Annotated in this window: 22 protein-coding genes and 1 tRNA gene; 9 read left to right on the top strand and 14 right to left on the bottom strand. The window is 70.4% G+C overall.

The window, feature by feature from the left end; translation table 11 throughout:
* Positions 1 to 20: 20 nt before the first annotated feature.
* The gene (gene kdpA, locus MKK53_RS23325) at positions 21 to 1,736 is read right to left on the bottom strand and encodes a potassium-transporting ATPase subunit KdpA (protein ID WP_243931272.1); all 1,716 of its coding nucleotides are present in this window, start codon (positions 1,734 to 1,736) and stop codon (positions 21 to 23) included.
* Positions 1,737 to 1,758: 22 nt separating this feature from the next.
* Positions 1,759 to 1,848, bottom strand: a complete 90-nt coding sequence (locus tag MKK53_RS23320) for a K(+)-transporting ATPase subunit F (RefSeq protein ID WP_017484418.1) — start codon at positions 1,846 to 1,848, stop codon at positions 1,759 to 1,761.
* Between the two features lie 327 nt (positions 1,849 to 2,175).
* Here MKK53_RS23320 and MKK53_RS23315 point away from each other — a divergent pair, with 327 nt between their 5' ends.
* Both MKK53_RS23315 and MKK53_RS23310 read left to right on the top strand, forming a co-directional pair.
* Entirely contained in the window at positions 2,176 to 2,754 is a 579-nt protein-coding gene (locus MKK53_RS23315) for a PepSY domain-containing protein (protein ID WP_243931270.1), read from the top strand.
* 96 nt (positions 2,755 to 2,850) lie between these two features.
* Entirely contained in the window at positions 2,851 to 3,087 is a 237-nt protein-coding gene (locus tag MKK53_RS23310; RefSeq protein WP_243931268.1) for a hypothetical protein, read from the top strand.
* A 12-nt stretch (positions 3,088 to 3,099) separates the two neighbouring features.
* On the opposite strand, the gene MKK53_RS23305 is transcribed toward MKK53_RS23310, so the two are convergent.
* The 4 genes from MKK53_RS23305 to leuC all read right to left on the bottom strand — a co-directional run bounded on the left by MKK53_RS23305 (position 3,100) and on the right by leuC (position 6,440).
* Positions 3,100 to 3,552 (bottom strand): cupredoxin domain-containing protein, encoded by a 453-nt coding sequence (locus MKK53_RS23305; protein ID WP_243931266.1) that lies wholly within the window; start codon positions 3,550 to 3,552, stop codon positions 3,100 to 3,102.
* 98 nt (positions 3,553 to 3,650) lie between these two features.
* Positions 3,651 to 4,268 carry a hypothetical protein gene (locus MKK53_RS23300; protein WP_243931264.1) on the bottom strand — a complete coding sequence of 206 codons (618 nt, stop codon included), beginning with the start codon at positions 4,266 to 4,268 and terminating at the stop codon, positions 3,651 to 3,653.
* Between the two features lie 582 nt (positions 4,269 to 4,850).
* Positions 4,851 to 4,935 (bottom strand) — tRNA-Leu (locus tag MKK53_RS23295).
* A 92-nt stretch (positions 4,936 to 5,027) separates the two neighbouring features.
* On the bottom strand, positions 5,028 to 6,440 hold the full coding sequence (leuC, locus tag MKK53_RS23290) for a 3-isopropylmalate dehydratase large subunit (RefSeq protein WP_243931262.1): 1,413 nt from the start codon (positions 6,438 to 6,440) through the stop codon (positions 5,028 to 5,030).
* A gap of 245 nt (positions 6,441 to 6,685) precedes the next feature.
* Here leuC and MKK53_RS23285 point away from each other — a divergent pair, with 245 nt between their 5' ends.
* Both MKK53_RS23285 and MKK53_RS25505 read left to right on the top strand, forming a co-directional pair.
* On the top strand, positions 6,686 to 7,654 hold the full coding sequence (locus MKK53_RS23285; protein WP_243931259.1) for a 2-hydroxyacid dehydrogenase: 969 nt from the start codon (positions 6,686 to 6,688) through the stop codon (positions 7,652 to 7,654).
* A complete protein-coding gene (locus tag MKK53_RS25505; protein ID WP_313901575.1) occupies positions 7,651 to 8,550 on the top strand; it encodes an AprI/Inh family metalloprotease inhibitor in 900 nt (299 codons plus the stop codon). Before MKK53_RS23285 ends, MKK53_RS25505 begins: the two co-directional genes overlap by 4 nt.
* Positions 8,551 to 8,580: 30 nt before the next feature.
* On the opposite strand, the gene MKK53_RS23275 is transcribed toward MKK53_RS25505, so the two are convergent.
* The 4 genes from MKK53_RS23275 to MKK53_RS23260 all read right to left on the bottom strand — a co-directional run bounded on the left by MKK53_RS23275 (position 8,581) and on the right by MKK53_RS23260 (position 11,818).
* Positions 8,581 to 9,195 (bottom strand): cytochrome b, encoded by a 615-nt coding sequence (locus MKK53_RS23275; RefSeq protein WP_243931257.1) that lies wholly within the window; start codon positions 9,193 to 9,195, stop codon positions 8,581 to 8,583.
* A gap of 158 nt (positions 9,196 to 9,353) precedes the next feature.
* Positions 9,354 to 9,926 (bottom strand): NAD(P)H-dependent oxidoreductase, encoded by a 573-nt coding sequence (locus MKK53_RS23270; protein WP_243931255.1) that lies wholly within the window; start codon positions 9,924 to 9,926, stop codon positions 9,354 to 9,356.
* An 87-nt stretch (positions 9,927 to 10,013) separates the two neighbouring features.
* Complete coding sequence (locus tag MKK53_RS23265; protein ID WP_243931253.1) at positions 10,014 to 10,673, bottom strand: class I SAM-dependent methyltransferase; 660 nt, start codon at positions 10,671 to 10,673, stop codon at positions 10,014 to 10,016.
* A 2-nt stretch (positions 10,674 to 10,675) separates the two neighbouring features.
* Entirely contained in the window at positions 10,676 to 11,818 is a 1,143-nt protein-coding gene (locus MKK53_RS23260) for a glycosyltransferase (RefSeq protein WP_243931251.1), read from the bottom strand.
* A 140-nt stretch (positions 11,819 to 11,958) separates the two neighbouring features.
* Between MKK53_RS23260 and MKK53_RS23255 the strand changes: the two genes are divergently transcribed.
* Positions 11,959 to 13,137, top strand: coding sequence for a DNA topoisomerase IB (locus MKK53_RS23255; protein ID WP_243931249.1), 1,179 nt, complete (start codon positions 11,959 to 11,961; stop codon positions 13,135 to 13,137).
* A 7-nt stretch (positions 13,138 to 13,144) separates the two neighbouring features.
* On the opposite strand, the gene MKK53_RS23250 is transcribed toward MKK53_RS23255, so the two are convergent.
* Both MKK53_RS23250 and MKK53_RS23245 read right to left on the bottom strand, forming a co-directional pair.
* Entirely contained in the window at positions 13,145 to 13,825 is a 681-nt protein-coding gene (locus MKK53_RS23250) for a LuxR C-terminal-related transcriptional regulator (RefSeq protein ID WP_243931247.1), read from the bottom strand.
* A 194-nt stretch (positions 13,826 to 14,019) separates the two neighbouring features.
* Positions 14,020 to 14,931: a GGDEF domain-containing protein gene (locus MKK53_RS23245; RefSeq protein ID WP_243931245.1), complete on the bottom strand. Its 912-nt coding sequence runs from the start codon at positions 14,929 to 14,931 to the stop codon at positions 14,020 to 14,022.
* An 84-nt stretch (positions 14,932 to 15,015) separates the two neighbouring features.
* On the opposite strand from MKK53_RS23245, the gene MKK53_RS23240 reads away from it, so the two are divergent.
* Complete coding sequence (locus tag MKK53_RS23240) at positions 15,016 to 15,336, top strand: hypothetical protein (protein WP_243931843.1); 321 nt, start codon at positions 15,016 to 15,018, stop codon at positions 15,334 to 15,336.
* Here the strand turns inward: MKK53_RS23240 and MKK53_RS23235 are convergent.
* Together MKK53_RS23235 and MKK53_RS23230 are read right to left on the bottom strand one after the other, a co-directional pair.
* Positions 15,317 to 15,733: a hypothetical protein gene (locus tag MKK53_RS23235; RefSeq protein ID WP_243931243.1), complete on the bottom strand. Its 417-nt coding sequence runs from the start codon at positions 15,731 to 15,733 to the stop codon at positions 15,317 to 15,319. The genes MKK53_RS23240 and MKK53_RS23235 overlap by 20 nt on opposite strands.
* A gap of 116 nt (positions 15,734 to 15,849) precedes the next feature.
* Positions 15,850 to 16,083, bottom strand: a complete 234-nt coding sequence (locus MKK53_RS23230) for a hypothetical protein (protein WP_243931241.1) — start codon at positions 16,081 to 16,083, stop codon at positions 15,850 to 15,852.
* Positions 16,084 to 16,276: 193 nt separating this feature from the next.
* Here MKK53_RS23230 and ruvB point away from each other — a divergent pair, with 193 nt between their 5' ends.
* The 3 genes from ruvB to ybgC all read left to right on the top strand — a co-directional run bounded on the left by ruvB (position 16,277) and on the right by ybgC (position 18,938).
* Positions 16,277 to 17,335 carry a Holliday junction branch migration DNA helicase RuvB gene (gene ruvB, locus MKK53_RS23225; RefSeq protein WP_243931239.1) on the top strand — a complete coding sequence of 353 codons (1,059 nt, stop codon included), beginning with the start codon at positions 16,277 to 16,279 and terminating at the stop codon, positions 17,333 to 17,335.
* A gap of 336 nt (positions 17,336 to 17,671) precedes the next feature.
* Complete coding sequence (locus MKK53_RS23220) at positions 17,672 to 18,394, top strand: DUF4142 domain-containing protein (protein WP_243931237.1); 723 nt, start codon at positions 17,672 to 17,674, stop codon at positions 18,392 to 18,394.
* A gap of 136 nt (positions 18,395 to 18,530) precedes the next feature.
* Positions 18,531 to 18,938 (top strand): tol-pal system-associated acyl-CoA thioesterase, encoded by a 408-nt coding sequence (gene ybgC / locus MKK53_RS23215; RefSeq protein ID WP_243931235.1) that lies wholly within the window; start codon positions 18,531 to 18,533, stop codon positions 18,936 to 18,938.
* The last annotated feature ends 12 nt before the right edge of the window (positions 18,939 to 18,950 follow it).

Genomic DNA, 18,950 nt, shown 5'->3' with positions numbered 1-18,950 from the left:
TGGCGGCGGGTGGGGGGCGTTCAGCCCCCCGTGCCGAAGGTCTGCCCGGCGGCGCCGGCGAGGTGCTCGACCACGGGGCCGAGGGCGAGGGAGGGGAAGAAGGTCAGGCCGCCGATGATCAGCACCACGCCCACCAGCAGGCCGACGAACAGGCCGCCATGGGTCGGGAAGGTGCCGGCCGAGGCGGGGACCGTCTTCTTCGCCGCGAGCGAACCCGCGATGGCGAGCGCCGGGATCTTCACGAAGAACCGCCCGGCCAGCATCGCGACGGCCAACGTCGCGTTGTAGAACAGGGTGTTCGCGGAGAGCCCGCCGAAGGCCGAGCCGTTGTTGGCAGCCGCCGACGTGTAGGCGTAGAGGATCTCCGAGAAGCCGTGGGGTCCGGCTTTGGCCGGGCCCGCGAGGCCCGCCGGCAGCACCGTCGCCAGGGCGGTGAAGCCGAGCATCGTCAGCGGCAGGCAGAGGATGCCCAGCATGGCCATCTTCACCTCCTTCGCCTCGATCTTCTTGCCGAGGTATTCGGGAGTACGGCCGACCATCAGCCCGGCGACGAAGATCGCGATGAGGACGAAGATCAGCATTCCGTAGAGGCCGGCGCCGACGCCGCCGACGATCACCTCGCCGAGCTGCATGTTGACGAGGGGGACCAGCCCGCCGAGGGCCGTGAACGAGTCGTGCATGGCGTTCACCGCCCCGCACGAGGCCGCCGTGGTCACCACGGCGAACAGCGCCGAGGCGACGATGCCGAAGCGGACCTCCTTGCCCTCCATGTTGCCGCCCGCGAGGCCGAGTCCGTTCAGCACGGAGCTTCCCTGCGCCTCGACCCAGTAGGCCACGGCGACGCCGGCCAGGAACAGCACGCCCATGGCGGCGAGGATCGCCCAGCCCTGGCGCTCGTCCCCGACCATCCGGCCGAACACGTTGGTCAACGCCGCACCGATGGCGAAGATGGCCACCATCTGCACGAAGTTCGACAGGGCGGTGGGGTTCTCGAAGGGATGCGCGGCGTTGGCGTTGAAGAAGCCTCCGCCGTTGGTGCCGAGCATCTTGATCGCCACCTGGCTCGCCACCGGACCCACCGCGATGGTCTGCTTGGCCCCCTCCAGCGTCGTCGCATCGACGGAGCCGCCGAGCGTCTGCGGGATGCCTTGCCAGACCAGGAACAGCGCGAACACGAGGCTGAGCGGCAGCAGCACGTAGAGGGTCGCGCGGGTCACATCGACCCAGAACGAGCCGAGGGTGCGTGACGAGGCCCGGCCGAACCCGCGGATCAGGGCCACGGCGACGGCGATGCCGGTGGCCGCCGAGAGGAAGTTCTGGTGGGTGAGCCCCACCATCTGGGACAGGTACGAGAGCGTCGTCTCGCCCCCGTAGGACTGCCAGTTGGTGTTGGTGATGAAGCTCGTCGTCGTGTTGAAGGCGAGGTCGGGCGCCACCTCGCCCTGTCCCGCCGGATTGAGCGGCAGCACGGTCTGCAGGCGCAGGATCGCGTACAGCAGGAGGAAGCCGAAGACGTGGAACACGACCAGGGCACCGGCATAGCCGAGCCATGTCTGCTCCTGCCGGGCATCGAGGCCGGCGGCGCGGTAGAGGCCGCGCTCGACCGGGCCGAGGAGGGGCGAAAGGAAGGTGCGCTCCCCGCCGAACACGCGGGTCATGTAGAGCCCGAGGGGCTTCACGAGCGCCAGCACGACCGCGCAGAACAGCGCGATCTGGATCCAGCCGTTGAGTGTCATGGGAGGGGGTCCGTCGGGCCGCTCAGAACCGCTCGGGGCGGACGAGGGCGTAGGTGAGGTAGACGAGGAGACCGGCGGTCACGAGGGCGCCGAGGGCGAGGTCGAGGGTCACGGCCGCCTCCTCACAGCCGCTCGCACAGGGTGGCGTACCCCGCGCTGGCGGCGAAGAAAGCGAGACCCGCGGCGACGAAGGCGAGATCGAGCATGGTCATGGGGTCCGGTCGGCAGGCGGGCGCGGACGCCCCGCGGCCGGCCCCTGCCGTCACCGATTCTGCCCGCGAACCGCGTGAGGGTTCGAGAGGGCGACCGGCCCCTCCGCATAAGGGCCGCATGAGGATCCGTGCGGGCGGGGACGAATAGTCCATGCGCAGCCATGAAACAGGCCGCGCCTTTGGGCGTTCAACACGGCGATAGCGACACGACAAGGATTCGATCCGCCATGCTGAAGAAGATTGCCGTCACCGCCGGTTTGCTCGCGTTCGGAACCTCCGTCGCCCTGGCCCAGAGCAGCGCGCCGACCCCGGCGCCGGCCCCCTCGGCCAGCGCGGGCGACATGAAGGACATGAAGGAGTGGCAGGTGGCCAAGACGGCCAAGGTCACCCTGCCGCAGGCGATCAGCACCGCCGAGACGCACGGGGATGAGAAGGGCGGCCGGGCCATCGACGCCGACTTCGAGAAAGCCGACAGCAAGAACCCCGTCCATTACGCGGTCAAGGTCGTGTACCCGAGCGGCAAGCTCGTGGAATACGGGATCAACGCCGAGACCGGCGCGGTCTACAAGACCGAGAACCAGCCGATCGAGCGCTACTTCACCTTCCTGACCCCGAAGAACTTCAACGAGGCCAAGACGTCGCTGAAGGACGCCCTCGCCATCGCCGAGCAGAAGGCCGGCGGCGGCAAGGCCTACGAGGCCGAGGTCTCCAAGGATGGCAAGGCCGTGCAGTACGAGATCAAGGTCGCCGGAGCCGACAAGGAGCAGACCGTGAAGGTCGGGCCGGACGGCAAGGTCATCGACTGAGCATACCCAGCGGCGGTCCCGGCCCCGTGCCGGGACCGTTCCGGGAAACGCCGCGCCCGCACCCGTGTTGACGTGGAGTATCCGATGGGAGGCCGCATGGGCGCCGATCCGCACGACACCGAGACGCCGCGCCGGCCCTCGATCGATCTCGAAGGCGACCGCCTCGCCCCATCCCCGCGGGACATCCCCTTCGGCACGGTGAGGCCCTTGGACGGCCCCCTCGACCGTCCCGGGGCGGAAGCCGAGGGGGACGAGGGCATGACCAACGAACCGATCCCCCTGTCCGAGGACGAGCCGGAGGTGAGCCCCACCCGCCGCCCGGATGACGCGTGAGGCGCAGGCGGCCTAGCCGGCGGGCGACTTGCGGACGTAGCTGCCGATGAACGGCGCCTTCTGGTTTGTGGTGCTGGTGCAGGCGTAATCTTCCTTGCCCGGCCCTTCGGTGCGCAGCTTGAGGGTGCCCTTGCCGTTGCGCTTGACCAGATAGCCGTGCTCGCTCGCCACGTGGACGAGGTCCCCGTCCGCGTGAAGCACGAGCCCGTTGGCGAACTGGCCCGGGATCGTCAGGGTGACTTCCGCGTCGGCGCTGCTGACGACGCTCAGGGCGACGTTGGTGTTGGCCGGCACGAGCAGTTCGGCCGGCGCACAGACCGGCTTGCCGTCCTTCATGGTGATCGTCAGCTCGATGGGCGGCACCACGTCGCTCGACGGCGGCGGCAAGGGCTTTCCCTCGGCGAGAGCCAGCGTGGGCAGCAGCGAGAGGGCCAGCCCGAGGGCGGCCGCCGAAGTATGTCGCATCGTGAGAGCTCCGTCCGCGCCAATGCGGTCCCCGGACAAGGGGCGGTGGCACGCGGGGTTCCTGGACGCGGCATCAAGCCCGCCCCCGGGCGGGCGCCTCAGGTGCGCCGCAACCGGACGAGGGTCGGCAGGATCGTCTCGCGCCACCGGCCATCGTCGCCCGGGGTCCAGGGCGGGTCGACCGGGATCCGATACACCCGGTTCTCGAAGCCCGGCCCATAGGCCGGCACCAGCGCGGCCTGGGCGTGGACACTCCGATGCCTCTGGGCGGCGGCCAGGCGCAGGGCACGCCGCTTCGCATGCATCGCCGCCCTCAGGATCCGGGCGCGGGCGGCAAGCCTGCGCCGGTCGCGACGGTGCAGCGCGGCGTAGCGCTTCCGGAGCTGCACGAACTTCCGCGGCGCCGCGGCGACCCGCGATGCGGTCTTGATCGGCTCGGCCTTCGCCTCGGCGACCGCAGTTGCCCCGGGACGCTCATAGCTCGGCGGTGCGACGCGGTTGGCCGCGGTGATGCAGCCCACGCAGATCGAGGCCGAGAGCTTGCCCCACAGATTCTCGTGGCGGTCGAGGGTCGCGGTCTGGCTCGCCGGGGCGGAGTCTCGATCCCCATCGGCGGCCGGTCGCCCATGGCCCGCGCCCTGCGGCGCACCCAGCGACGGTGCCGCCGTCGCTGCGACCAGCAGCGCAGCGGTGAGCGTGCGAAAGGCAGGGCGCAAGGATCGCTCCGGCGAAACAAAGGACCCGCCTATGTGCGCTGGCCAGGGCCGTTTCCACAAGTCCGAGCGAGTACGTATAGCGACTTTTAGCTCTCTCGATGGCGCGTTGTTGATCGCCGTCGTCCGCCGCGATTGTATAGTTGGCAAGTGCGAGCCAATTGGAGACTTGCCGTGGCGTACGGGCCGGGCCGACCGACACTGCTCCGACGTCGGTGCTCCGCGGGTGATGCCGAGGGGCCGCGGCGACCGATTGCCGACTGCGCGCGAATGCCGGCGTTCACCGGAGGCCCTTGGGGGCAGCTCGGGAGAAGGTCGTGGCGGAGAATAAGGGCGACAACCCGTGTCGCGTCGCTGGCGAGCCTGGCTAGACGAAGGCGCCTGCGACGGCATTCACGACCAGGAGTGTGCCGCGCTTCCGGCAGCATAAATACGGCGAGTTGGACTTGAAGTAACTACGAACCCGGCACTACGGGGTGCGGGATCGAAACGTCGATGACCGATCCCTGCCCTGTGCGGGCGGTGGTCGTGTGACGTGCGATTGTAGAAGATCTGTCTTTGCGGATCAGCGCTTTAGGCCGCTGATGGTGCCCAGGAAAGGACTCGAACCTTCACCTCTTGCGAGACTGGTACCTGAAACCAGCGCGTCTACCAATTCCGCCACCTGGGCTCGCCGTCGGCCTTGGCCGGCGACGGGGTTCGTTTAGGCGGCGCGGGGCCTTGCGTCAATCGCGATTCCGCCGCGCCGTCATTTTCGTGTCGTCAGGCCTGCGGCCACTCGCGGATGTCCACGAAACGACCGGACACGGCCGCCGCCGCCGCCATGGCGGGGGAGACGAGGTGCGTCCGGCCCCGCGGCCCCTGGCGGCCCTCGAAGTTACGGTTCGAGGTCGAGGCGCAGCGCTCGCCCGGCCGCAGCTTGTCGGGGTTCATGCCCAGGCACATCGAGCAGCCCGGCTCGCGCCAGTCGAAGCCCGCCGCCTTCAGGATCCGGTCGAGGCCCTCGGCCTCCGCCTGCGCCTTCACGAGGCCCGAACCCGGCACGATCATGGCCGAGACGTTCTGGTGGACCTTGCGGTCGCCGACCACGCGGGCGACTTCCCGCAAGTCCTCGATCCGGCCGTTGGTGCAGGAGCCGATGAACACCCGGTCGAGGGCGATGTCGGTGATCCGGGTGCCCGGCGTCAGGCCCATATAGGCCAGCGCCTTCTCCTTCGACTGCCGCTTGTTCTCGTCGGCGATCTCGGACGGGTCGGGAATCCGGCCCTGGATCGAGATCACGTCCTCCGGGCTCGTGCCCCAGCTCACCAGCGGCGGAAGGTTGGCCGCGTCGAGGCGCACCTCCCGGTCGAAATGCGCGCCCTCGTCGGTGATGAGGCGCTCCCAGTAGGCCCGGGCCTTGTCGAACGCCGCGCCCTTGGGCGCCTTCGGCCGGTCCTTCACGTAGGCGAAGGTGATCGCGTCCGGGGCCACCATGCCCGCCCGGGCACCGCCCTCGATCGACATGTTGCAGATCGTCATCCGCCCCTCCATCGAGAGGGCGCGGATGGCCTCGCCGGCATATTCCATGACATGGCCGGTGCCGCCGGCCGTGCCGATCTCGCCGATGATGGCGAGGATGATGTCCTTGGCCGTCACCCCCGCCGGCAGCGTGCCGTCGACGGTGATCCGCATGTTCTTGGCCTTCTTCTGCACCAGCGTCTGCGTGGCGAGCACGTGCTCCACCTCAGACGTGCCGATGCCGTGGGCCAGCGCCCCGAAGGCGCCGTGGGTCGAGGTGTGGGAATCGCCGCACACGATCGTCTGGCCCGGCAGGGTGAAGCCCTGCTCCGGCCCGATGATGTGGACGATGCCCTGGCGCCGGTCGAGGGCGTCGTAGAACTCGATGCCGAAGTCGCGCACGTTCTCGGCCAGGGCCTCGAGCTGCGTGCGGCTGTCGGGATCGTCGATGCCCTTGCTGCGGTCCGACGTCTGGACGTTGTGGTCCACCACGGCCAGCGTCTTGCCCGGCGCCCGCACCTTGCGGCCGGCGGCGCGGAGCCCCTCGAACGCCTGGGGGCTCGTCACCTCGTGCACGAGGTGGCGGTCGATGTAGAGGAGGCTCGTGCCGTCCGGCTGGACATCGACGACGTGGTCGTCCCAGATCTTGTCGTAGAGGGTGCGTGGGCTGGTCATGGTCTTGCTGTCTTCGAGAATGGCCTCGGTTCAGCGCTGTCGCTTCTGTCCGAGAGCCCTTAGTAAGGTTCGGCGGCGGATTTCGGAAGGGGCACCGTCGGTGTGCGGGGGGGAGTTGCGGCGCGAAAGCGTCGCGGCTGTCAGGGTGTCTGCGCGCCACGGCTAGCCCCTCCGTCCCGCCAGGGCGTATGGCTCGCAAACCCCCGTCCCCACGCCAGGGCCAAGTCGGAAGAGATCTCGCACAGATGACCGGAGCCCCGTCCGCCGACATCCTGCTCCTGCGCAAGATGCACCCGTTGATCGAGCGGTCGCTCGGCGGCCGCTTCACGATCCACCGTCTGGACGAGGCCCCCGACGGCGACGCCCTGCTCCGGGAGGTCGGGCCGCGGATCCGGGGATTGTGCGCCGGCGGCACCGTCGATGCCGCCCTGATGGAACGGTTGCCGGCCCTCGAACTCATCGCCAACTTCGGCGTCGGCTACGATGCGGTGGATGCGGGCGCCGCCGCCGCACGGAACGTGATCGTCACTAACACGCCCGACGTGCTGACCGAGGAGGTCGCGGACCTCGCGATCGGCCTCGTCCTGGCGACGATCCGCCGGTTGCCGCAGGCCGACCGTTACCTGCGCGAAGGGCACTGGCCCAAGGCGCCCTTCCCGCTCACCGCCTCCCTGCGGGGCCGGCGGGTCGGCATCCTCGGCCTCGGGCGGATCGGCCGGGCCATCGCCCGGCGGCTCGAAGGTTTCGATGTGGCGATCGACTATTTCGGCCGCAGCCGGCAGTCCGGCGTGGACTACACCTACCACGACACTCCGGTCAGCCTCGCCCGGGCGGTGCATGTGCTGATCGTCGTCGCGCCGGGTGGCCCCGAGACGAAGGGCCTCGTCGGGGCCGAGGTGCTGGAGGCTCTGGGGCCGGAGGGAATCCTCGTCAACGTCGCCCGGGGCAGCGTGGTCGATGAGGCGGCCCTGATCGCGGCCCTTCGGGCCGGCACGATCCACGGCGCCGGCCTCGACGTGTTCGAGAACGAGCCGCACGTGCCGGCCGACCTCGCGGCCCTGGAGAACACCGTCCTGCTGCCGCATGTCGGCTCGGCCTCCGAGCACACGCGCAACGCCATGGCGCAACTCGTGGTCGACAACATCCTGTCGTGGTTCGAGGGGCGCGGGCCGATCACCCCCGTGGCCGAAACACCCTGGAGGCCGCGGGCGTGAGCCGCCTCGGCACCGCCACGCTGGGCGTCCTGCTGGCCCTGGCCTCCGGGTCGGCCCTCGCCCAGGAGGAGCCCGCGCCCTCCTACGGGTTCGCCCCCACCACCCCTTCCCCTCCCCCTCCGGCGGCGGCGCCCCAGAGCCCGGACCAGCCGGAGGAGACGTTGCCGACCAAGGTGGCCGACGTTCCCGGCACGTGGGACCTGTCCCGCGACGGAACGAACCGGCGCTGCGTGATGACGCTGCTGCGGGACAGGGGGCCGGCGGGCCAGAAGGTGAACTTCCCCCCCGGCTGTCGCCGGGCGCTCCCGTTCATGGGCAACGTGGCGGGCTGGCTCTACGCCGAGGAAACCGTGCGGCTGGTGGACGCGAATGTCCGCCCCCTCCTCCTGTTCAAGCGGCGGCCGGACCGGCGGAGCTACGCCGCCACCGAGAACGGCGAGACCTACAGCCTCGTCCCCCTCGACATCGTCGGGATGCGGCCTCCGGGGGCCGAGCCGCCCCCGCCGGAGGCCGCGCCCGCCCCTGCGCCGGCACCGGTGCCCGTCCCCGAACCGCTCCGGCAGCCTGCGGGCGCCGCGCCACGCGCGCAGACGGCCGCCGGCACGCCGGATGACGGGGCGGCGCCACGGCCGGGCACCTATCTGCTGGACCGCTTCCGCCAGCAGGGCACCTGCCGCCTCGACCTCGGGGCGGGCGGGGCGGTGAAGCTGCTGCCGGGTTGCCAGGACGAGGGAATGGAAGTGTTCAATCCGGTGCGCTGGCACTACGCCGGAGGGCGTCTCACGTTGACCGCCAAGCGCGGCCATACCATCGGCCTCGTCCCGAACGGGGACGGTGGCTGGCGCCGCGACCCCGAGGTCGGCACCACGCTCGTCCTGCGCCGGGCCGAGCCGTAGGGCTCCGCCCGGCTGGGCTGTCGTGCGGTCTCAGCGTGTCCCGCGCCCGTCCTGCACCGGGAGCATCCGCTCGAGGATGCCGTCCCGGCGGATCACGAGGTGCCACACCGTGCCGGCGACGTGCAGGACCACGAGGAGGTACACGGCGAACTGCCCGAAGACGTGGACCGCCTCGAAGGATTTCTGCAGCGACTCGTTCTTATCGAGGCCCGGGATGGTGAACAGCCAGAAGTACGGTGTCGACCGACCGGAGAGGGCACTGAGCAGGTAGCCACTGACCGGCATGATCAGGAAGATCGCGTAGAGCAGCCAGTGGTTGACGGTGGCGATGAGCTCCAGGGCCCTGGGCGTGTTCGGATCGGCGGGGGCGGGATGGACCGCCCGCCACAGGATGCGGATCACCACGATGGCAAAGATCGTCAGGCCGACCGACTTGTGCAGGACGAACATCGTGCCCTTGGTTTCCCCGGCGGGAAGGCTGAGGGCGACCCAGGCCAGGGGCAGCACGGCCAGGGCGAAGGCGGCCGTCAGCCAGTGCAGGAGCTGCGAGAGCGGGTTGTAGCGGGGAAGGCCGGCGGCGGTGGTGTAGGTCGCCGGCAGCGCCGGTCCGCCCGTCCGCCGTGTGGTCACCGTGGAATTGGCCATGACACCCCCGACCGGATTGCAGCGCCGCGCGACGACGAGTGTCCCGCTTCCGGGGCGGGCGGCTGCACGGCGGCCTGTAGCATGGCTCACCGACGGATCAGTCCCGCCTCGGTTCGCCCATACGCCAAGCTAAGGCTTTCCGGGGCGGGCGGATAGCCTCAGGCGGCGGCGCCGGCCGAGGCGGCGCGGGCGACTTCGATGAGGGCCGAGAGTTCGGAGGCCGCCGCGGCGATCCGTCCTACCATCGCGGGATCGGTCACCGCATCGTGGGCGATGCAGTCCGGCCCGGCATAGACGGAGGTCGGCGCGACATGGGCGGCGAAGAAGCCGAAGAGCGGACGCATGGAATGCTCGACCACCAGGGAATGCCGCAGGCCTCCCCCCGTGGCGGTGAGGACCACCGGCCGCCCCGCGAGCTTGGCCGGATCCACGAAATCGAAGACGTGCTTGAACAGCCCGGCATACCCGCCCTGGTAGACCGGCGTGCCAAGGATCAACGCATCCGCGTTCTCGATGGCGTCCACCAATCGGGCCGCCGGGAGCGTCAGGTCCTCGCGCCGGGACACGCCCAGGCCGGGGCCGGCATCGATGAGATCGTAGACCTTCAGGTCGATCCGGCGCAGGCGGGACAGTTCGGCCGCCACGGCTTCGACGAGGAAGCGCGTGCGCGCGGGGCGCTTGGCGCTGGCGGCGAAGGCGACGACGCGGGGAAGGCGCGGCGTGAGTGTCACGATGAAACACCTTTGGGTCAGGTGGAGCCCTCATGGCAAAGTTCGGGCCGCGGGGGATAAGTCGTCCGGACGGGCGGCGGTTCGAGCTTAACCGTTCAGCCGCCAGACGTGGCTTTGCTTCACCTCGGCATCCTCGAGGCTGCGCATCACCGGCACGCTGTAGGTGGCGAGGCAGGTCAGCCGGTCCCGGGGCAGGTAGGTCCGGCCGGGGTCGCCGATCAGCACCTCACACCCCTCGCCCTGGAGCCGGGCGAGCCATTCCGTCACCGTCGCGGCGAGGTCGCGCTCGTAGAACACGTCGGCCGCCAGCACCATGTCCGCTCGGCAGGACGTGCCGAGGAGGTTCGCCGCCGTCGCCTCGATGCGGCCAGAGACGCCGTTCTCCGCCGCATTGAGGCCGATGGCCGTCACCGCGAAGGCATCGAGATCGCTGGCGAGGACATGCCGCGCGCCCGCCATCGCCGCCGCGATGGCGCAGAGGCCGGACCCGGAGGCGAAGTCGATCACCCGCCGGCCGGCGACGGAGGTGGGGTTGTCGAGGAGGTAGCGGGCGAGCGCCTGCCCCCCCGCCCAGGCGAAGGCCCAGAAGGGCGGCGGCAGGCCGATCTCCTGAAGCTCGTCCTCCGTGCGCTGCCAGAGTTCCGTGGCCTCGTCCGCCACGTGCAGGCGAATCTCCGGGGTATGCGGAACCGGCAGCAGGCGGGTGTTGGCGCGGATGAAACCTGCGGGATCGTCGGGGGGGCGCATGGTCATCCCTCCAGCAGGTCGCGCCAGAGGCGGCAGGTCGCGTCGGTGACGGCGGCCTCGGTGAATCCGCCGGCCTCGATCCGCGCGCGGGCCGCCGCACCCATGCGGGCCACCATGGCGGGGTCGGCGGCGAGGCGGACCAGGGCGGCGGCGAGGGCATCCGCGTCACCGGGGGGGACGATCAGCCCCTCGGCGCCGTCGCGCACCAGGGCACGGCAGCCGGGGACGTCGGTCGTCAGGCAGGCGCGCCCGCAGGAGGCCGCTTCGAGCAGGCTGCGCGGCAGGCCCTCCCCACCGCGGGAGGGCAGGCAGGCGGCGTGGTGGGAGGCCCAGATGCCGGCGACATCCCGGGTCGGCCCGTGCCACGCGATTCCCTTCCCATCCCAGCCCCGCAAGGTCGCCTCGGGGATCACCCGGCGGTTGCCCGCATCGGGGGCGCCGTAGAGGGACAGTTCGACCGGCGCACCCCGCTGCCGGGCGCTGCGCACGGCGGCGACCGCCACGTCGATCCCCTTCGACCACAGCATCCGCGAGACGACGGCGACCCGCAGGGGCGGTTGGGGGGGGAGCGGTCGCGGCGCGTAGGCGGCGGGATCGATGCCCGCGCCCCCCACCACCGTCACGGTCCGGTCGGAGGGGTCGAGGCCGAGCGCGATGGCGTCGTCGGGGTTCTCGAACAGGAAGCGGGTCCGCCGGGTGGCCAGGGGTCCGCGGATCAGGGCGCGCAGGGCGAGGCGCCCCGCCCGGCCGACCCGGTCCTCCCGGGCGCCGATCAGGCCGAGCCCGGTCACCGCGAAGACGCGGGACGGGATGCCGGCGATCGCCGCCGCCGTGCCGCCCACGAGGATCGCACGCAGGGCGATGCAATGGACGATATCGGGCTTCAGCGCCTTCAGGATCGCCGCGAGCTGGCCCGCCGCGTAGCCTGCCGCCATCGGGTTGAGGCTCGACCGCTCCGCCTCCAGGGGCACCACCCGCACACCGGCGGCGCGGATCACCTCGGCATGGTCGCGGACCCGGGCCACCACAGTGACGTCGAGACCCATCGCCACCGCCGCCCGGGCCATGGGGAGGAAGTGGGAGGCGAAGAACCAGTCCTCGGTGGCGATGAAGACGAGGCGGCGGGGCGGATCGGAATGCTCCATCCCGCGCTCCTGCACCGCCCGCGCGAGAAACGAAAGGCGGTTCCTGCACAGGCGCGCGGCGTCCGGGCCGGAACACGGCACAGGACCTTCCGGTTGTGGGAGGCCGGGGCGCCCGTTCCCGGAACGGGAGGACTCTCGCGATGGAAGCGGCCGAATCCGCCGGACGCGTCACCGATCTCCGCGATGCGGCCGAGGAAGCCGGCCTGTCCTACGTGGACGACAGGCGCCCAGGCCTGACGCGGCGCCGCAGCGGGACGGGCTTCAGCTACCGGGACGCCAAGGGCGCGCCGATCCGCGACCAGGGCACGCTGGAGCGGATCAAGAAGCTCGCAATCCCCCCCGCCTACACGGATGTCTGGATCTGCCCGCGCCGCAACGGCCACATCCAGGCCACGGGGCGCGACGCGAAGGGCCGCAAGCAGTACCGGTACCACCCCGATTTCCGGCAGGCGCGGGAGGCGAACAAGTTCTCGCGGATCATGAGCTTCGCCGACGCGCTCCCCGGGATCCGCCGCCGGGCCGAGGCCGACATGCGCCGCAAGGGATTGCCGCGCGACAAGGTGCTCGCCACCGTCGTCGCCCTTCTGGAGAACACCCTGATCCGCGTCGGCAACAACGATTACGCCCGCACCAACCGCAGCTACGGGCTCACGACCCTGCGCGATCCGCACGTGAAGGTCGCCGGTGCGGAGATGACCTTCCAATTCAGGGGCAAGAGCGGGAAGGACTGGAACATCTCCCTGAAGGACAGGCGCATCGCCCGCATCGTCAAGGCATGCCAGGACCTGCCGGGCCAGGAGCTGTTCCAATACATCGACGAGGACGGGGTCCAGCGCGACGTCACCTCGTCCGACGTCAATGCGTATCTGCGCGAGATCACGGGCGAAGACTTCACCGCCAAGGATTTCCGCACCTGGGCGGGCACGGTGCTCGCCGCCCTGGCCCTGAAGGCGTTCGAGACATTCGACAGCGAAGCCGGCGCCAAGCGCAACGTGCGCACGGCCATCGAGCACGTCGCCCAGCGCCTCGGCAACACGCCGACCATCTGCCGCAAGTGCTACATCCACCCCGAGGTTCTCGATTGCTACCTCGAAGGGGCGCTGGTCGATCAGATGCGCGGCGCGGTGGAATCCGAGCTGACGGAGGACCCCGGCTCCCTGCGGGCCGACGAAGCCGCCGTGCTCGGGCTCCTGCAGGCCCGCCTGGCGCGGGTGCAGGCGGAGGCCCGGAGCAAGGGGGGCCGCAAGGACAAGGCCAAGGCCAAAGCCGCCGCCGGCAGCATCAAGCCCACGCGGCGTCCGGCGGCCGAGGCCGCCTGATCGCCTGTCAGTGCCGGGAGGAGTGATCCTCCTGCGGGGCGGCCCCGCGCGATTCGCCGCCGCGGCGGACGGGCTCCGCATCGACCACCGGGGACAGGCCGAGCTGCCGCGCCAGGGAGACGAGGTCCTTCAGCCGGCCGGTCTGGGTCTTGCGCCGGAGGTTGAGGCGGTGCGTCTCCACCGTCCGCACGCTGAGCGCGAGCCGGCGGGCGACCTCCTTGTTGCTGAAGCCGGCGCTGAGGAAGCGCAGCACTTCCGCCTCGCGGGGGGTCAAACCCTGTCCGTCCATCACCTCGGCCGCCGGAACCGGCTCCATCCGCACGAGGCAGTCGGCGCCCTCCGCCAGGGCCAGGATCGCGGCGCCCAGGTCGCGGGGTGACTTGGTGCGGGCCACGAAGGCGTCGGCGCCCGCCGCCAGCACGGCCCGCAGGTCGTCGGCCGTCAGGGCCTTGAACGACACGAGCACGCGCAGGGTCGGTTGCCGCTCCTTCAACCCGACGATGCGGGCGACGCCATCGGCGAGGCGCACTTCGTCGAGGAACACCAGCGCGACCGCCGGGCGGCCCCCATGGGCGAGATCCTCTTCGCCGATGGTCGAGACTTCCGGCATGTGCTCGAGGCTGGCGCGCACCGTGGCGCACAGATCGTCCGGCTCATCCAAGATGAGAACGCCAACAGGCGTGTTCATGGTCCCCACACCCCAATTTCCCTGGCCGGGACATTCCCGCCAAGTCTTTGGAAGACGGTCCAAGAAACGTTCCAGGCCACGGACCCGGAAATTAAGGTTTATTTAACCGCAGATGGGCCGGTTTCAGCTCTCGGGAGGCTATTGCGTGTCTCGATCCGAGAGTACGTAAAATTGTAATGATTTCTCGCGATCCGTTACGAGACGCTTGTCCGGATCGGTGTTGTGAAGCTGGTCGGGCGCGTCTCGACCATGACGCGGTTGCGGCCCGCGGCCTTGGCCTCGTAGAGGGCGATGTCCGCACGCTTCAACATCGCGGGGATGGTGTCGCCCTCCGACCAGGTCGACACGCCGAAGCTGCAGGTCAGGCCGACCGTCCCGTCGCCGCAGGCGATCCGCAGGGCCCGCACCCGCACCCGCAGGCCCTCGGCATGGAAGATGGCCGAGTCCCGGTCGCGCTCGGGCAGGAAGATCCCGAACTCCTCGCCCCCGAGCCGGCCGACGATGCCCTCCTCCTGGAACAGGTGGGCGACGGCGCAGATCGCCCGATCGCCGATATCGTGGCCGTGCACGTCGTTGATGCGCTTGAAGTGGTCGATATCGACCACGATCAGCGACGGCCTCCGCAGCGGGGTGACCCGGGCGACGGCGGCCTCGGTGCGCTCCCGGAACGCACGGCGATTGAGCAGGCCCGTGAGGCCGTCCGTCTCGGCGAGGCGGATCAGCTCCTCCTGAAGCTTCGTCATCCGTTCCGCGGCGCGCAGGCGCGCATGCAACTCCTCGGCGCGCGGCGGCTTCTCGATGAAGTCGTCCGCGCCGCTGTCGAGGGCCTCGGCGAGATTGTGGACGCTGTTGGCGGAGGACATCGTGATGATGTGCAGGGGGCGCCGGTCCTCGGCGAGGAGCCGCACGGCCCAGCAGAGTTCGAGGCCGTTCATGGGGCGGACTTCGAGGCTCGTGATGAGCACCCGCACGTCCGGCGCCACCGTCAGGAACTCCAGAGCCGCATCGGACTCGGTGAACTCATGAACCGTGTGACCCCGGGCTTCGAGCAGCGACCCGATCACCCGCAGGACGACCTGGCTGGAATCGACGACGACGATCTGCATGGAGGCACCGGCAAAATTCCGGTGGACCGTCACCCCAGAAAACTTAAGCCGGCGCCAACGCGGTCGCGCCGGGGAAAAGACGAAATCCGGTCAACTCCCGATGGCCGCTATATTATCGTCCGCGGGCGCCTCTGGCGGTGCGCTGATCCGTCGCTGCCTGAAGAGCGCCGGCAGGCTCTGGTGGCGGATCTCATGAATGCGCGGCGGGCGGTCGGACAGGCCAAGCGCAGCGGCGATGCCGATGCCATGAAGGCGGCCAGGGCGGGGGTCGACGCCGCCAAGACGGCCCTGGGCGAACGCGGGCCGGTCTGGTGGACGGACGGGGCGCCGGACTTGAACCGGCATATGGCCCACACCACGCCCTATGCCGCGTGGTTCGCGGCGGTCAGCGACGGGGAACGGTGACGTTCACCACCCGCAAGTCGGCCTGCTCCTCGTCCGGGGGGGCGGCAGACCGGCGGGACGCGATCCCGGCGCGGGGCGCATGGATCACCGTCAGGGTCGGCTGCCCGGTCGGCGGGCGGGCGATGCCGGACACGGTGGGCACACCATAGGTGCCGTAGCTCCACGGCGCGGGCACGAGGTCGTTCGGCCGCGGGATCTTGGTGAACGGCGCACCGATGTAGTCACCCTCGATGAAGGGTTGCGCGAAGCCCTGGCCATACGCCACCCGCGGCACGCCCGCGCCGTAGCTCCGGTACCCGCCGTAGGGGGCGTGACCGTAATAGCCCTCGGCGGAAGCCGGCAGGGTGGCCGGCAGGACCGCCAGGGCGGCGAGGATCGTCAAGGCGCGCAGGCGCATCGTGTGGGGCTCCGGTGTCCGCCGGTGGTTCACCGGGAACGGGTCACCTCCGATGTCGTTCCGGCAGCGGCGACGCCGCCAGCCGCGCGGACTGCGTATGCCCTGTTAACCCCCGCTTAACGACAGGTGGAGATCTTGCGCACCACCCACCCTTCGCTCTCCAGCCAGAGGCGACGCCGGGTGTGGGTGCAGACCGGCTGCCCCTCGGTGACCACCGCCGCGACGGGCCGTACCGCCGCTTCGTTGGCGGCGATGGGCCGCTCGTCCTCCACCGGGTGGAGCGGACGGGCATGGGCCGAGGCGAGCCCGAGGCCGACGCTGGCGGCGCCGAGGATGAGCGTGCGGAACATGGTGGTCCTGATGAGGGGCGACGATCCGGTGCCCGGCACTCTCATAAGTGCGGCACGGCCGGATTTGATTGCATGGCCAAGGTTGCAACTTCACGACGATTCGCGCCAGCGGCGAGACTCGTCCACCGCTTAGACTTCGTCCCCTCCCCGCGGTAGGAGGAACGCCCGCGGACGCGCAGGCTCCGAAAGGTTCATGACCAAGCCGAAGCCCCCGACGAACCCGCTCTTGTCGGCCGAGAAGCGCGGCGAGGACGCGGACCAGTCCATCCGGCCCCTGAACCTGTCCGAGTTCATCGGACAGCGTGCGGCCCGCGCCAACATGAAGATCTTCATCGAGGCGGCCCGCAAGACGGGCCAGGCCCTCGACCACGTGCTGTTCGTGGGTCCGCCGGGGCTGGGCAAGACCACCCTGGCGCAGATCGTGGCCCGGGAGCTGGGGGTGAACTTCCGCTCCACCTCCGGCCCGGTCATCGCCAAGGCGGGCGACCTCGCGGCGCAGCTCACCAACCTCGAAGAGCGCGACGTGCTCTTCATCGACGAGATCCACCGCCTCAACCCGGCGGTGGAGGAAATCCTCTATCCCGCCATGGAGGATTACCAGCTCGACCTGATCATCGGCGAAGGGCCGGCGGCCCGCTCGGTGAAGATCGAGCTGCCGAAATTCACCCTCGTCGGCGCCACCACCCGGGCGGGCCTACTCACGACGCCCCTGCGCGACCGTTTCGGCATCCCGATCCGCCTCGAATTCTACGAGATCGACGAATTGGAGCAGATCGTCGCCCGCGGGGCGCGGGTGCTCGGCCTCGGCATGTCGGCGGAGGGCGCCAACGAGATCGCCAAACGCGCCCGCGGCACCCCGCGCATCGCCGGGCGCCTGCTGCGCCGGGTCCGCGACTTCGCCATCGTGGCGGATGCCGAGATGGTGACCCGGACGATCGCCGACCGGGCGCTCCAACTCCTCGACGTCGATGCTGCGGGCCTCGACGTGATGGACCGGAAATACCTCACGCTGATCGCCACCTCGTTCGGCGGCGGGCCGGTGGGGATCGAGACGATCGGGGCGGCGCTGTCCGAGCCGCGCGACGCCATCGAGGACATCGTCGAGCCGTTCCTCATCCAGAAGGGGTTCGTGCAGCGCACGCCCCGGGGCCGGGTCCTGACCCGGCACGCCTTCAAACATATGGGCTTCGCCGAGCCCCGCCGTGAGCCGGCCTCGCAATTCGGTCTCTCCTTCAACGACGAGGACGCCTGACCCGCCCGGCATGCACAAGCGGCCGGGCAGCATTTCGCTCGGGTCATGGCAGATCGCGCAGTATAAGCTTGGCCGTTCGCCGGTCTACGTAGCTATATCTGGCGGTAACCGGCTGTAATGGCGCCTGTTTTTGTGCGCCGCAAAGCTGGGTGTGCGTAATCCCATCTTGCCGCCTCCGCGGCATCGTCACGGAAACGCGAGGCACAACGGATGGAACAGCGGCCGAGCGCTGCTGTTGTGCGCCCGACTCATCTCGGATGCGGGATGTCGTTTCCGGCTGCCGGGCCAGTCCGCCCAGCGCCGCCTGTCCATCATATGAGAGGAAATCCCTCACCCATGACGAAGACCACGCTCGCCGCCCTCAGCCTCACGGTCGCCGCGTTCGCGACGCCGGCCCTGGCCCAGGACGCCCTCCCCGTCCGCATCTTCCCGAACCTGTCGGACACCGCTCCGACCACGACCACGTCGACCCCCGCCTTCCGGGCCGAGGCCCTGCGTTCGGACGCCGCCAGCATCGAGGCGAGCCGCATGGCCCTCGAGCGGTCGCGCAACCCCCGCGTCCGTGCTTATGCCAACCGCGTCCTCGTCGAGCGGAAGGCCACCACCGAGGCCCTGCTGCCCCCCGGTACCTCGCTGAGCCGCGGCGGCTCGGTCGTGTCCGACAACCAGGGCATCCGCACCGATTTCAGCAACCCGGTCGGCGTGATCCTGGCCCCGGTGACCCTGGCCGCCAACCTCGGCACCACCATCGTCGGCGGCACCCTCGGTGCGGTCGGCCTCGTCGACAACAGCCCGACCGAGCCGGGCCGTCGCGTGGCCCTTGGCGAGCGTGGTCAGGCCCGCCTCTCGCAGCTGCAGTCCGCCCCGAACGGCCGCGCCTTCGACCGGACCTACATCGACCAACAGGCCCGCTCCGACGCCCGCACCCTCGCCCTCTACGACACCTACGCCAAGGGCGGCGAGAACGCCCAGGGCCGTCAGTTCGCGAACGAGGCTCTGCCCTACATCGCCCAGGAGCACGCCGAGTCCTCGACGCTGGCCGTCCGCTACGGCGGCTGAGCACGACAGGCTCACCGGAATGCCCGAAGGCCGTCCCCCACCCGGGGGGCGGCCTTCGCCGCATCTACGGGCGTGGAAATTGAGTATAGAGCCCGCCGGAGGGGCCGAACCACGCCCCGTCTCGGGGCTGGAATCAATGGATGAGGCGGGCCATGCGCTGCCGGTGCGCGTCTATTACGAGGACACGGATTTCTCCGGCTTCGTCTACCACGCGAGCTACCTGCGCTTCATGGAGCGCGGACGGACGGAGCTGCTCCGCAGCCTCGCGGGCGATCAATCCGACCTGCACCGGGAGGCCCGGGGCCTCGTCTTCGTCGTCCGCCGGATGGGCCTCGACTTCCTCAAGCCGGCCCACATGGACGACCAGCTCACCGTGATCACCCGCACGCGCGAGTTGCGCGGTGCCTCGATGAAGCTGGCCCAGGAGGTCCGCCGCGGGGCGGAGATTCTCGTCAGCGCCGACGTGACCGTGGCCTGCGTCCGGGATGGCCGGGCCGTCCGCCTGCCGGACGCGCTGCGCGCGCTGCTGGAGCCGCCGGCGTAAGGGGACGCCGGC

Source organism: Methylobacterium sp. J-076 (assembly GCF_022829405.1).
GTDB lineage: Bacteria > Pseudomonadota > Alphaproteobacteria > Rhizobiales > Beijerinckiaceae > Methylobacterium.
The sequence above is the reverse complement of the archived record's forward strand: the minus strand, read 5'-3'. Positions and strand labels throughout refer to the sequence as shown.

Excerpts from the sequence above, each read along its gene's own strand:
- kdpA (WP_243931272.1), bottom strand. The coding sequence starts at position 1,736 with ATGACACTCAACGGCTGGATCCAGATCGCGCTGTTCTGCGCGGTCGTG.
- MKK53_RS23315 (WP_243931270.1), top strand. The coding sequence starts at position 2,176 with ATGCTGAAGAAGATTGCCGTCACCGCCGGTTTGCTCGCGTTCGGAACC.
- MKK53_RS23310 (WP_243931268.1), top strand. The coding sequence starts at position 2,851 with ATGGGCGCCGATCCGCACGACACCGAGACGCCGCGCCGGCCCTCGATC.
- MKK53_RS23305 (WP_243931266.1), bottom strand. The coding sequence starts at position 3,552 with ATGCGACATACTTCGGCGGCCGCCCTCGGGCTGGCCCTCTCGCTGCTG.
- leuC (WP_243931262.1), bottom strand. The coding sequence starts at position 6,440 with ATGACCAGCCCACGCACCCTCTACGACAAGATCTGGGACGACCACGTC.
- MKK53_RS23285 (WP_243931259.1), top strand. The coding sequence starts at position 6,686 with ATGACCGGAGCCCCGTCCGCCGACATCCTGCTCCTGCGCAAGATGCAC.
- MKK53_RS23275 (WP_243931257.1), bottom strand. The coding sequence starts at position 9,195 with ATGGCCAATTCCACGGTGACCACACGGCGGACGGGCGGACCGGCGCTG.
- MKK53_RS23265 (WP_243931253.1), bottom strand. The coding sequence starts at position 10,673 with ATGCGCCCCCCCGACGATCCCGCAGGTTTCATCCGCGCCAACACCCGC.
- MKK53_RS23260 (WP_243931251.1), bottom strand. The coding sequence starts at position 11,818 with ATGGAGCATTCCGATCCGCCCCGCCGCCTCGTCTTCATCGCCACCGAG.
- MKK53_RS23255 (WP_243931249.1), top strand. The coding sequence starts at position 11,959 with ATGGAAGCGGCCGAATCCGCCGGACGCGTCACCGATCTCCGCGATGCG.
- MKK53_RS23250 (WP_243931247.1), bottom strand. The coding sequence starts at position 13,825 with ATGAACACGCCTGTTGGCGTTCTCATCTTGGATGAGCCGGACGATCTG.
- MKK53_RS23245 (WP_243931245.1), bottom strand. The coding sequence starts at position 14,931 with ATGCAGATCGTCGTCGTCGATTCCAGCCAGGTCGTCCTGCGGGTGATC.
- MKK53_RS23235 (WP_243931243.1), bottom strand. The coding sequence starts at position 15,733 with ATGCGCCTGCGCGCCTTGACGATCCTCGCCGCCCTGGCGGTCCTGCCG.
- MKK53_RS23230 (WP_243931241.1), bottom strand. The coding sequence starts at position 16,083 with ATGTTCCGCACGCTCATCCTCGGCGCCGCCAGCGTCGGCCTCGGGCTC.
- ruvB (WP_243931239.1), top strand. The coding sequence starts at position 16,277 with ATGACCAAGCCGAAGCCCCCGACGAACCCGCTCTTGTCGGCCGAGAAG.
- MKK53_RS23220 (WP_243931237.1), top strand. The coding sequence starts at position 17,672 with ATGACGAAGACCACGCTCGCCGCCCTCAGCCTCACGGTCGCCGCGTTC.
- ybgC (WP_243931235.1), top strand. The coding sequence starts at position 18,531 with ATGGATGAGGCGGGCCATGCGCTGCCGGTGCGCGTCTATTACGAGGAC.